Here is an 11,188-nt window from a genome sequence, read left to right as displayed (position 1 = left end):
ATAAAATCCTTTTTATGGGTTAATGGACGTGAATTTCTATCATGGGAATTATACGAATTAGAATTTAAGATTTCCTAAAAATCGCCAGGAGCACATTGAAGGCATGTAAGCCCTAGTTTTCTCCAGCGCTCTACAACACTTCTTCTATCGTCGACGACAAATAATACTTGAGAGTTTTTCTCAATATGAGCGAGGTAAATTTCCTCTTTGACTTCAGAGTCTTCGCGGAAATCCTGATCCGCTCTCATGTAAAGTTCATCATAAGAGACATTGTGAAATTTAAGCCAGGCCGTTGTCATCTCACGAAAGTTTTCATCGCGTCCTGTTACAAAGTAAACTCTATACCCACGTGCCTGCATCGCTGCAATAAGTTCGATACACCAGAAGTATGGTTTATCCTGGTCCATTGCTTGATTAAACGCACTCCAGTTTTTTGGTTTGGATCTCACATGATGAACTCTGTGTTCAACATCACAAAGAGTTCCGTCCAGATCGACGATAATCGCTTTATGCAGACTCAATTAGAACCTCCAGAACTTATTAAATTCTTCTTTGTAAAAATACACCAGTCCCAGGCACATCAGGATATTTAAAAAACCTAATAAGGACAGAATTGTTGAAAGACTTAATTTTTGCTGATGAAAAATCATAAGCAGGATAGAAACACTCACCATGGCCAGTGCGTTGATCACGTTATTTCCTGCCACTACTCTTGAGAGTTCCGACTCTTTTGTGACTCTTTGAAGTTCAGCAAACTGAGGGACAGTGAACATCCCACCAAAAAGAGACAGCATGAATAAATCGAAGATCACGCGAGCACTTGAATTTAATTTAAAGAAGTCTCTCACTGAAATGGATTCACCGATAGAAAGAAGAAAACTTGCTTTAGACGATGCTTTAATAACAAATGATAAATCAAAAATAAAAAGCGTCATGGCAATTAAACTTAACGGGATAACCCAACGACGGACTTTTCCTTTCGTGATTTTCTCAAGTAAAAAAGGACCTACTCCCATTCCGATAGTGAATGTAAAAAGCATCATGGTTGCGACATTTTCATTTCCGTTGAAAACATTTTTGGCAATCAAAGGAAGAATTGAAAGCAGTCCTGCTCCCATAAACCAAAACCATGAAAGACCAACAATCAAAAGTGCAATCATTGGACTCTGAAAAATCAATTTTAAAATATCGCGAGTTGAAGTGAAAAAATTCCAGTCGACAACGATCGCTGCTCTTTCTTCAACATTGATATTTTCCAGCGGAAGTTTTTTAGCATAATGCAAGCCCAAGTAGGCCACGATTAATAACACGGCAATTAAAGGCCAATAGTTATTTTGAAAACCAGCGGCGACACCTCCGATAATAGTCCCGATCAAAATCGCGACGAATGTTCCGGAGCTCACCATGGCATTGGCAAAGATCAATTGATCTTTAGAAGTGTAATGAGGAATTAGTGAGTATTTAATCGGCCCAAAGAATGTGGCCTGCAGACCGAGTAAGAAAAGTACAAAAAGCATGATGTAGTAATTCTGAAAAATAATTCCGATGCATCCAAGCACGGCCATCAAAACTTCTGCTTCTTTAATTCGATGAGTAAGCCAGACTTTATCCAGCTTATCTGCTAACTGCCCGCTGGTCGCCGAAAGAAAGAAGAAAGGCAGGATAAACACACCACCGCACAACGCCACCATTGAAGCAGAGTTAACGCCAAACAAACTAATATTTTTATAGGCAATTAAAATAACCAACGCGCTCTTAAAAAGGTTGTCGTTTAAAGCGCCATATAATTGAGTCCAAAATAGTGAGTTAAGCTCCGGAGTAATTTTTCTCATTGGACTATGGTGATCAATTAATATTTGATTGTCACGCCCAATATGCAGTACAATAGCGTCATGAAGCTTTACCACTATGTACATTGCCCTTTTTGCGTCCGCGTTCGATTAGGATTTGGTTTTTTAGGAACTAAATACGAATCCATTGTCACCGCTTATGACGACGAAGAAACGCCCGTGAAGCTCACTGGTAAAAAGATGCTGCCAATTGTTGTGTACGACGACGGCAAGGCCCAGAATGAAAGCCTGGACATTATAAAAGCACAGGATACAAACAACCTCCTTGGATGGGATGCGCTGGCAAAAAATCTTGAAGCGATCAATCCACTACTTGATAAGTCAGGTGCTCTGGTTCACAACCTGGCGATGCCCTACTGGATTTGGACTCCGGAATTTAACGAGAGTTCGAGAAAGTATTTTCAAACAAAAAAAGAAGTAAAACGCGGGCCTTTTAAAAACCTGGTTCACAATCAAAAAAGCTTTGCTGATGATTTAGCGAAACTTCTGGAAGATGAACTTGTTACAGAATTAAGGCCTTTCTATAAAAGTGATAAATTCACTATCATGGATATCATGATTGCTGCTCACTTGTGGGGAATGTATGTGGTGCCTGAATTTAGATTCAGCGAAGCCGTGAATAATTATCTTCAAAAAGTAAAAGCGATCGCCCACTTCAACTATCACGAAGATTACTGGCGATAGATTACGACATTCTTAAAAAATGATTCTTAATTAGCAAAGAAGCCTCTTCAATATCAAACGGCTTGAAGATCACGGCCTTTGGCCTAAAAGAGTTTAAAACTTCACGAGAGTAGTCTTGATAACCCGTAATAAAAAAGACTGGAATCTGATTGTCTTCACCGCGAAGGTAAGTCACTAGTTCAACCCCATTCATTTCAGGCATCGTAATGTCAGTGACAATTCCATCAATATCTTTATTGCTGGCCAGGAGCTTCTTAGCTTCCAGACCATTTTCAGCAGTCAGTACATCAAACGAAAGATCTTCCAGGCCTTCTTTAAAAAGCTCCAGCAAACCTTTGTCATCATCCACTACTAATACTTTTATCTTATTTTTTGAGTTCATAAAAAAAGTATATACTAGTTTCCGAAAAACTTCTTAATAAGATCAATGCAGTAAGATTTTGATTGAGCAATACCCAACTTAAGCATGTCTATTTTAGTCAACGGATAATCGTAATCGCGATCGGCCATGGCGTGACCAAGGTTCGCAAGCGCTGTCTTCACGATCGTATCCTTAAACATTTCCGACTCTCCCATACTCTCCGGAAGCTGCTTTAATAAAAGCGATCCACGAGCAAGGGCCCCAAGGTTATCTGAGACGAAGTAGTTTTTCTGAACACACCAAACAACCCAGTCTTCTGGTTTCTTATTTGGATAGGCCTTCATTTCAGCTTTAATATCTTTGAGTAACTTCGCTCGAAGTGCCGGGTCTTCACTATTCATCGATACCATTAATCCGTCCGTCAGAGTTTTTGACGACTTCATATAGGCACCCGCACCAACTAGCAGGAATGCTCTTTGCTCTTCTTTTGATAAAGTCGAAGAAAGTCCAAAGTCATAAAGAAGAATTTTAATTTTATTATTTTCTTCAACCAGAACAACTCTAAAATTCCCCTGGTGAAGATCGGCGTTCAAGAACCCACTTCTAAAAAGTGCTTCTTCAAACCACATTCTTACCATTTCCTGGGCCACTGCTTTTTTAACAGCATTGTCTTTTAAGTTAGCAAACTTTACTCCCCCCGCTGCAAACTCTTGCACGTGAAGATTCGATTTCCCATTAGGTGGAAGATAAACTTCCGGTACACGCATTTCCAGCATGTCGAACTTATCTGCCGAAACTTTTACCGTGCGGTTATAAACTTCAAAAGCTTTTTTCTGTCTTTCAACAGCAACACTTAAATCAACTTCATCATTAAGGAATTTTTCCACGCTATCAATCAGCGTACTCATCATTTTTAAATCTTCAATCCCCTGTTGAGCAAATAATGCTTCATGATCAGGAACGAACTGTCTTAAAATCGCGATGTCTTCTTTACAGCGGGCCGCGACTCCCGGCTTTAAAAATCTTAAAGCAACATCTTTCTCTTTATCATCAACCCAAATAGTAGCTTTGTTAACCTGAGCAATTGTTCCCGTCCCCACAGACTTTGGCTCAATTGATCTAACTTCAAATCCACCTTTATCACCCTTAACGACTTCTTCAACTAAATGGAATGGAACTTCTTTTCCAGAAGACTCTAAGATCGCTGTGAGTTTTGAGAACTCAGGCCCTACACCTTTTTCTTTTCCGATTTGTTGTAAAACCTTTCCAAGGCCTGGACCTGTATTTTGGAAAACGATTTTCATCACTTCTTCTTCAGGAAGTTTTGCTCCGCCAGTCACCAGCTCCGACATAATAGTTTTTACAACATCACTTGGAAGTTTATTAAAGTAGTAGTCCATAAAAGACACAACCACTTTAATCTGAGGGTTATTCATATCAACCTGACCGCTCTTTCCGATCTCTGAACCGATATGTCTGATTCTTGCTTCGTGCTTACTGATTTTTGAATCAACCAGGTTAATCACTTTTAGAATTTTTTGCTCTTCTGTTCCCTGCCCCTCAACGAGAGTTTCAAGTTCAGCATAACTTGGGTGAAGGTTAAACTCCTGCCCCATAAATTTTTGAACAGTTGTTTCGTAGTTAGCACCCATTTGTGTTCTTTGCTCTTGATCGATATTTTTATAGATCTCAGAAAAAAGAGTCAGACCTTCAATCAGGTCGATTTTAACTTTTGGCGAAGGAAGAGAGTCTGCTTCCTTATTAAGGTAGCGAAGCTCTTCTTTTAATGACCACAGAGGTGCTTTCTTAATAACGTTAAACTCTTTCACTCCAAGTTTTTCGTTTCTAATATTTTGCAGAACTAGTGGATAGACTTTATTGAAATAGTTATTGGCTTCTCTATAGATCTTAATCTTATAAGCATCAGTACTCTCAGTGGCCTCAATTAAGTACTTCAGTAAATTTTCCTGAACTGTCTTAATTTCCTGCTTGCGCTCAACACTCAGATTGGCATCAACATAACCTTTAAATTCATCAATCAGAATTTCTAAATCAGAGTTGGCAATAACCCTATTTTGATCACTAGGTGTTTGATTAACAACACTCTTTTGGAAAGAGCACGCTGATAAAAACAGAGTGAGTATTAAGATGATGGGGATAAGATTTATTTTATTTTTGCTCATGCGGTTTTATCGGCAAATTTGTGAAAACCCTTTATAAGCTGCTGAAAATTATATAAATAAATTATTTAACAACACTAATAGCTTGAAATTCCCTGTAAAAATTACTTTAAGCCCTCCATTACTTGAGTATCTGTGTCGGAAGGCCTAAAAAAGGCCAACTAAAACTTCCCTATACCAATCAAAGGAAACCTAATGAAGAAACTAATCCTGGCATCATTATTAGCGACAGCGACTCTCGCTCAAGCTAACGACATCGTTCTTTCTGAAAAAATCAAAAATGGTCTTATGAAAAAGATCGAAAGAGATATGGATGTTCTAGACAATCTAAAATTCAAAGAAGCAAACCCAAGAACTCTTGAAGTTATGGGTCTTCCAGCTCTTAACACAACATCAGCAAGTAAATGGTTAAACGATCGCGTAAACTACGTAATCGAAGAAAACGCTCTTACTGTATTCAAGCTTCTGGTTAAAAGAGTTATCTACGTTGAGCAAGACGGTGTGTCTTACCCGAACGGAAATGTTCTTCCATACTCTCAAAACCCAGCAAACCAATTCGTAGCTAAAGACTTCACAGCTAAAGAAGAAGGTATTACTGTTATGTCTAACATGGGTGCTGCTCTTTATATGGGTGGAAAATCTGAAAAGAAACTTTACGGTATGAAAGTTTCAAGAGGACTTCTTAAGAAGCAAATTAAAGTTACAATCGACTCTCCAAGAGCTGGTGTTATTCAGGTTGGTGAAGGTCTATTCGATCCACGTTTAACTGTTAATCCAGAAAACGAAAAATCATTAGCTAACAGCCTTAACCGTTTAGCAACTTTCTTCCACGAAGCAAGACACAGTGATGGTAACGGTGTGAGCTTAGCTTTCGCTCACTCTAAGTGTTTAGCTGGCCACGATATGGAAGGACAATACGCTTGTGATGAGAACCTTAACGGTCCATACACAGTTGGTGCAGTAATGATGACTGAGATGATTAAGTCATGTGATGAAACTTGTTCTCCAAGAGATGTTGAAGTTCTAAAAGCAATCGCTCTAGATAGCGCTAGCAGAATTATCCACACTACTCGTAAAGGTGTTCCAGCTACTGATTGGGATGCAGCTCCAGAAAGCCTATAATTTTTAAAAAAATTCCTATACTTTCAAAGGCCTGGATTACTCCAGGCCTTTTTATTTTCAGACCACCGACGATTTTACTAAAGTATTCCTGATTATCATCCGAGAAGACATATGTACCCGTTAATCATCCAGAGGATTACATATGAAAGCAAATCTATTAGTTTTAACATTATTAACACTCGCAACGACTGTTTCTGCTAAAGAAGCAATGTATGTTGAAGGTGGTCTTACTGCTTATAAGGCCTACGCGGCCGAAGATGGAAATGCCAATCCATTTAAGAATGGAGTTCCTGGTGGTGCATCAGTTGCCATGATGGAAAGTGAAAAAGACATGAAGATCGCCAACCTTAATAAGTTGCTTGATCAACAACAACACTCTTATGATGAGAAAATTTCTTATCTTCAAGATGAGTTGAAAAAATCAAAAGAGCGCTTAATTGAAAAATCAATTAATACAGAGAAGATGCAGGCCAACGTTGAAAAACGTTTTTCTGAAGAGTCTTCTTATTTAAAGAAAGAACTTGTTGCTAAGACAAAGACACTAATGGAATACCAAAGACAACTTGAGAAGATCAAGCCGTCTGAAGAACTTAAGAGTCTGATCAATTCTAATGCTGCTCTAGCGGTTGAGCTTAGAAAAAGTAATGATCAACTAGCAATCATTCAACTTCAAACGAATGAGGCCATGGCAGCGAAGCCAGCACCTACTCAAGTCACTCATGGGCGTATGCCTGCAAGTGTTGAAGGAAAATAGTTAAAATATCAAGGCAGGGCCAGTCCCTGCCTTTTTTTATGGTCACTTTTCAGGCCTTTTTTCATTCTCTAAAAATCCTCTAAAATCACTCTCAACTACTCGTATCTTTTGTCTTTCTATCCACATCATTCGTCTTTCATTGAAGCAATTTTTATATTCACTACAATAGGTTCAATCAACTATGAGATTTTGTCTGTTGCACGTCGTTTGATTTTTAGAACATCATCTCATCTATCTAAAGAAAGAAACCTTATGAGAACAATTTCTATTATTGCCTTCGCAAGCTTTCTGCTTCTTTGGGGAGCCTATTTCCTCTTGAAGGATAGCAGTAAAAATCCAGCAGTAAGCACTGCTGACAACGAAGCATTGGAACAGGACCTTGATACCAAGGGAAGCGTTCTAACTGCTAAGAGAAAACGTGACCTTGATCAGATCGGTGCCGTAATCAACGAGAAGACAGTTCGACTTGATGACGAAACTAAAGAGCAGATCAAAACAGCGAAAGCTGGTTACGACAACAAGGAAGGAGTCAAAGAACTTCAAGCGATGCTTGAGCAAAGTTACTTAGACCGCAACTCTTCCATCAAGGATATTAAACGTATCCAGGGACAAATCACTGAAATGAAGTTGAAGCTGAAACAAGAGCCTACGAACTCTGAGAAGTGGGACCCACGCTTTGTTTACTACCTTATGATCCAGGAGAACTATACCTATCCTGAGATCAACATGATTAAGTCGCTTGCAGAAAACGGACTTAACATGGAAGAGATTGAATACATCAATGAACTTATCCGTGAAGACTCATTCACTGAAAGAATCATGGCCTTCAAATCTCAAAGTGAAGTGGCCGGACGAGCTGTGGCATCTGCTAAGAAGAAACCAAAAGAAGTGGATGATTTTATCACTGATGTTAACGACGATGGATCAACTATCGAAGATAAACTCATTGAAATGAATTACAACGAATCAGAGAGAGAGGAAATGAGATATGGGCACAATCAATAATCAGGATCATACAATGAACACAACTAAAAAAAGAATTCCTATCGTAAGTTTACTGTTAAGAGAAAAGAAATTCTTGATCAACAACGACTTCCAGATTCAGTTTATGATTTCAGTATTACTGATTTCAATTTGCTCGATGTCGATCATTTATCTGGCAAATGATTATTTCTTCCACTCTTATATGCAAAGAGGTGAAGCACTTAATCTTCCACCGGATCACCCTTTCTTCTTAATGATTCATGAGCAGAAAAAATTTATGACGAATGTATTTATCGTGGTGGCACTAGCTATTTCGGGAACTGCAGGGATCTGGGGATTATTCTACTCACATAAAATTGCAGGACCTCTGTATCGCCTTCACCGCTACTTTACACAAGCAGCAGTGGACAGTGCTCCTCTTAAGAACAAAGTTTACTTCCGTGACGGAGACTTTTTCCAAGAGGTTCCAGAGTCGATCAATAAATATATTGATAGTATGAATGCTGGGGCCACTGAAACAACCAGAGCGGGTGTGACAACAACCCCAGAAACAGAAAAAGTAGCTTAAGATTTTTAGTTAAGAAACTCTTCAAAGTTCGATTTAATATTCTCTAATTCATTATGATCAAATTCTTGTGTGGTCGGTGTTCCCCAAATGGGACCCGGCCATGCTCGGTCACTTGGGTTTCTCGCAATCACATGAATATGAAGTTGAGTGACAATGTTTCCAAGCGAGCCCACATTCATTTTATGAGGGCGGTAGTGAGACTTTAAGAACTCAGATACGATTGTGATTTCTTCCATCAGCATCGTCTGCTCTTCATGATTTAAATCAATCAACTCCACAGCTCCGGCCTTTCTGGGAACCAGAATAAACCAAGGGTTTTCTTTATCATTTTTTAAATAGATAGTACTCAGTCCAAGATTCTTAATGAAGATTGAGTTTTGTTCGATTACAGGGTCAACAGAGAATCTAGCGTTCATTGATATATTCCTCATCCTAAGGCTGTAGACGGGTCACCGACCAGTCGTTGTTTTGTTTTTTAAAAAGAAAGCGATCGTTTATACGATAATCCCCATACACAAAAAATTCAAATTCATATGGTTCAAATAAATATCCGCCCCAGTTTGTCGGATATGGGATATCTATCCCCTCATATTTTTCTGTCGCTTCAGTGAGTTTTTTTAGAAGTGCATCTTTATCAGCAATCGGGCTACTTTGATTTGAAATCATCGAGGCCAGCTGGCTTTGACGATCGCGGGATTGAAAATATTTTTCGGAATCTCCCTGACTCATCTTTCTGACTCTGCCCTGAATGCGCACTTGTCTCTTGGAAACATGCCAGTAAAATAGCAGGCAGGCCTCATTGTTGCTCTCCAGCTCCAATGCTTTGTTACTCATATAGTTTGTGTAGAAGGTGCAGCAACCGTCTTTTATTCCCTTAAAAAGTACAGTTCTTGAATCAGGACGATTGTTCTTTAGATCTATCGTTGATAGGGTCATCGCGTCCGGGTTCTGTTCTACTTTCTTCGCGTCTTCGTACCAAGAGGAAAAAGAGTCCAGGGGGCTATTCTTAAGAGAATACTCGATTAAACTATCCATATATTTGCCTTCGAAAATTAAGTTTTAATTAAACTAGTAAGCATCACCTTACTTTACTGTAGTCCGATATGTTAAAAAAGAAATAATATGAAAAAATTTAAAATACTAATTGTAGATGATGAAGAAATGTTACTCGATTTATTCGAGATGTTAATTTCTGGCGAGATTGACTGTGAGATTACCACGGCGACTGACGGCCATGAGGCGATGAAAATTCTCGAAGCAGATTCAGATTTTCAACTGATCCTATCAGACTATAAGATGCCAAAGGTGTCTGGAGGAGAGTTGTTTCATTTCAACTCTACTCGTCACAACATTGCTTTCTTTCTGTTTTCAGGTGGGGATCTCTCTGATTATCCTGAGTTTGAGCACTTTAATACGCTCAACCCGAACAACCGATTCTTTAACAAACCTTTTAGTGAAAAGTTATTGATTAAGGAAATTAAGCGTCTGTACGAAGCATTATCATAAGCGTTTCGAAATGTTCCGTGTAAGGAAACATGTCGAAGATCTGCGTGCTCACAATTTTATATTCATGATTCATATCAGAGAAATCCCGCGAAAGCGTTTCAGCGTTACAGCTCGAGTAAATGATTAACTTTGGTTTCTGAACCAAAATATCCTTGATAATAGATTTATTAAGGCCACGTCTCGGTGGGTTCACCAGAATCGCTTCAAAGTTTTTATCCAGATTTTTTAAAAAGGCCTCAACATCTAGTGCTTCAAAGGCAATCTTTCCACTGACCTTATTGAGCTTCTGCGAGCTTTGAGCACAGACGATAGCTTCTTTAGAGAGCTCGACTCCTAAAACATCAGGACAACTCTTTGCTGCAAAATAAGAGAAAGCTCCTACTCCACAAAACAGATCCAGAAACGATTTCACTTTATACTCTTCAACAGCTCGCCCGGCACTTGCATAAAGTTTTCCGGCGATCTCTGGTGTGACCTGAAAAAAGCTTCTAGGTCCTAAAGTTAAAAAGACATCATCAAACTGATGAAGGATTTTATCTTCGCTCGTTAAAACGATTTCTTCATCCCCTTCCATCACTGCTTTGTGCTCTGGTTGAAGATTCGCCGTGACTACTTTTATGAAAGGAAATTCTGTGACTAAGTCAGCGGCCATTTTTTTCAAACGATCCAATGACTCTTTTGATCTTAGAACGAAGCGGACAAGTAGATCATGATGACTTTGACTCTTCGATAAAATCACATACTTTAACTCACCTTTCTTCTCAGTCAGTGAGTAAGGAATAATTTTGTATTCCATTAGTTTGGTTTTTAATACCGGCAGAAGATTATTTAAACCTTCCATATGCAGTGGACACTCTTCTAATTTTTTAAAGTTAAGCTGACTGTCGTAGAAACCAAATTGAATATCGCTACTATCTCCAAACATTGCAAGCTTTGCTTTGTTTCTTGAATTCTCCACCTTGTCATTTAGCCCTACGCTTTCTTTCAAAAAAAGATGATGTCCCGCAAACAACTCGCTGAGCTTTTTTTCTTTTAATAAAATAGTTTCAGCATAACTTCTATCCAGAAGCTCACATGAGTGGCAATGATTAGTCTTGAACCAGTGGCAGTCCATAAAAATCCAATTGATTTATCGTTTTTGTAAAAGTAGCTTTAGGATATCACATTTTCCAAGGAAAT

13 protein-coding genes are annotated in these 11,188 nt (G+C 38.8%); 6 read left to right on the top strand and 7 right to left on the bottom strand.

Features of this window, described 5'->3' with window-relative positions; all coding sequences use genetic code 11:
• Positions 1-74 precede the first annotated feature (74 nt).
• Together SHI21_RS15090 and SHI21_RS15085 are read right to left on the bottom strand one after the other, a co-directional pair.
• Entirely contained in the window at positions 75-521 is a 447-nt protein-coding gene (locus SHI21_RS15090) for a phosphatase domain-containing protein (protein ID WP_323577598.1), read from the bottom strand.
• Entirely contained in the window at positions 522-1,832 is a 1,311-nt protein-coding gene (locus SHI21_RS15085) for an MFS transporter (RefSeq protein ID WP_323577597.1), read from the bottom strand.
• Positions 1,833-1,892: 60 nt separating this feature from the next.
• Between SHI21_RS15085 and grxB the strand changes: the two genes are divergently transcribed.
• Entirely contained in the window at positions 1,893-2,534 is a 642-nt protein-coding gene (grxB, locus tag SHI21_RS15080) for a glutaredoxin 2 (protein WP_323577596.1), read from the top strand.
• A gap of 1 nt (position 2,535) precedes the next feature.
• Here grxB and SHI21_RS15075 read toward each other — a convergent pair whose 3' ends face one another.
• Together SHI21_RS15075 and SHI21_RS15070 are read right to left on the bottom strand one after the other, a co-directional pair.
• Positions 2,536-2,916 carry a response regulator gene (locus SHI21_RS15075; protein ID WP_323577595.1) on the bottom strand — a complete coding sequence of 127 codons (381 nt, stop codon included), beginning with the start codon at positions 2,914-2,916 and terminating at the stop codon, positions 2,536-2,538.
• 14 nt (positions 2,917-2,930) lie between these two features.
• The gene (locus SHI21_RS15070) at positions 2,931-5,078 is read right to left on the bottom strand and encodes an AarF/UbiB family protein (RefSeq protein ID WP_323577594.1); all 2,148 of its coding nucleotides are present in this window, start codon (positions 5,076-5,078) and stop codon (positions 2,931-2,933) included.
• Positions 5,079-5,270: 192 nt separating this feature from the next.
• Here SHI21_RS15070 and SHI21_RS15065 point away from each other — a divergent pair, with 192 nt between their 5' ends.
• From SHI21_RS15065 to SHI21_RS15050, 4 genes are all read left to right on the top strand, one after another.
• Entirely contained in the window at positions 5,271-6,197 is a 927-nt protein-coding gene (locus SHI21_RS15065) for a hypothetical protein (protein ID WP_323577592.1), read from the top strand.
• A 142-nt stretch (positions 6,198-6,339) separates the two neighbouring features.
• On the top strand, positions 6,340-6,951 hold the full coding sequence (locus tag SHI21_RS15060) for a hypothetical protein (RefSeq protein ID WP_323577591.1): 612 nt from the start codon (positions 6,340-6,342) through the stop codon (positions 6,949-6,951).
• Positions 6,952-7,203: 252 nt separating this feature from the next.
• Positions 7,204-7,956, top strand: coding sequence for a hypothetical protein (locus SHI21_RS15055; RefSeq protein WP_323577589.1), 753 nt, complete (start codon positions 7,204-7,206; stop codon positions 7,954-7,956).
• Positions 7,940-8,503 carry a hypothetical protein gene (locus SHI21_RS15050; RefSeq protein ID WP_323577588.1) on the top strand — a complete coding sequence of 188 codons (564 nt, stop codon included), beginning with the start codon at positions 7,940-7,942 and terminating at the stop codon, positions 8,501-8,503. Before SHI21_RS15055 ends, SHI21_RS15050 begins: the two co-directional genes overlap by 17 nt.
• A 5-nt stretch (positions 8,504-8,508) precedes the next feature.
• On the opposite strand, the gene SHI21_RS15045 is transcribed toward SHI21_RS15050, so the two are convergent.
• Both SHI21_RS15045 and pdxH read right to left on the bottom strand, forming a co-directional pair.
• Positions 8,509-8,919 (bottom strand): HIT family protein, encoded by a 411-nt coding sequence (locus SHI21_RS15045; protein ID WP_323577586.1) that lies wholly within the window; start codon positions 8,917-8,919, stop codon positions 8,509-8,511.
• Between the two features lie 16 nt (positions 8,920-8,935).
• Positions 8,936-9,538 carry a pyridoxamine 5'-phosphate oxidase gene (gene pdxH / locus SHI21_RS15040; RefSeq protein WP_323577585.1) on the bottom strand — a complete coding sequence of 201 codons (603 nt, stop codon included), beginning with the start codon at positions 9,536-9,538 and terminating at the stop codon, positions 8,936-8,938.
• Between the two features lie 87 nt (positions 9,539-9,625).
• Between pdxH and SHI21_RS15035 the strand changes: the two genes are divergently transcribed.
• The gene (locus SHI21_RS15035) at positions 9,626-10,009 is read left to right on the top strand and encodes a response regulator (protein WP_323577584.1); all 384 of its coding nucleotides are present in this window, start codon (positions 9,626-9,628) and stop codon (positions 10,007-10,009) included.
• Here SHI21_RS15035 and rlmD read toward each other — a convergent pair.
• On the bottom strand, positions 9,981-11,123 hold the full coding sequence (gene rlmD / locus SHI21_RS15030; protein WP_323577583.1) for a 23S rRNA (uracil(1939)-C(5))-methyltransferase RlmD: 1,143 nt from the start codon (positions 11,121-11,123) through the stop codon (positions 9,981-9,983). The genes SHI21_RS15035 and rlmD overlap by 29 nt on opposite strands.
• Between the last annotated feature and the right edge of the window lie 65 nt (positions 11,124-11,188).

The sequence above is a fragment of the Bacteriovorax sp. PP10 genome (assembly GCF_035013165.1).
Taxonomy (GTDB): Bacteria; Bdellovibrionota; Bacteriovoracia; order Bacteriovoracales; family Bacteriovoracaceae; genus Bacteriovorax; species Bacteriovorax antarcticus.
This window is presented reverse-complemented; position numbering and strand designations above follow the sequence as displayed.

Excerpts from the sequence above, each read along its gene's own strand:
- SHI21_RS15065 (WP_323577592.1), top strand. The coding sequence starts at position 5,271 with ATGAAGAAACTAATCCTGGCATCATTATTAGCGACAGCGACTCTCGCT.
- rlmD (WP_323577583.1), bottom strand. The coding sequence starts at position 11,123 with ATGGACTGCCACTGGTTCAAGACTAATCATTGCCACTCATGTGAGCTT.
- pdxH (WP_323577585.1), bottom strand. The coding sequence starts at position 9,538 with ATGGATAGTTTAATCGAGTATTCTCTTAAGAATAGCCCCCTGGACTCT.
- SHI21_RS15055 (WP_323577589.1), top strand. The coding sequence starts at position 7,204 with ATGAGAACAATTTCTATTATTGCCTTCGCAAGCTTTCTGCTTCTTTGG.
- SHI21_RS15035 (WP_323577584.1), top strand. The coding sequence starts at position 9,626 with ATGAAAAAATTTAAAATACTAATTGTAGATGATGAAGAAATGTTACTC.
- SHI21_RS15060 (WP_323577591.1), top strand. The coding sequence starts at position 6,340 with ATGAAAGCAAATCTATTAGTTTTAACATTATTAACACTCGCAACGACT.
- SHI21_RS15050 (WP_323577588.1), top strand. The coding sequence starts at position 7,940 with ATGGGCACAATCAATAATCAGGATCATACAATGAACACAACTAAAAAA.
- grxB (WP_323577596.1), top strand. The coding sequence starts at position 1,893 with ATGAAGCTTTACCACTATGTACATTGCCCTTTTTGCGTCCGCGTTCGA.
- SHI21_RS15045 (WP_323577586.1), bottom strand. The coding sequence starts at position 8,919 with ATGAACGCTAGATTCTCTGTTGACCCTGTAATCGAACAAAACTCAATC.
- SHI21_RS15070 (WP_323577594.1), bottom strand. The coding sequence starts at position 5,078 with ATGAGCAAAAATAAAATAAATCTTATCCCCATCATCTTAATACTCACT.
- SHI21_RS15075 (WP_323577595.1), bottom strand. The coding sequence starts at position 2,916 with ATGAACTCAAAAAATAAGATAAAAGTATTAGTAGTGGATGATGACAAA.
- SHI21_RS15085 (WP_323577597.1), bottom strand. The coding sequence starts at position 1,832 with ATGAGAAAAATTACTCCGGAGCTTAACTCACTATTTTGGACTCAATTA.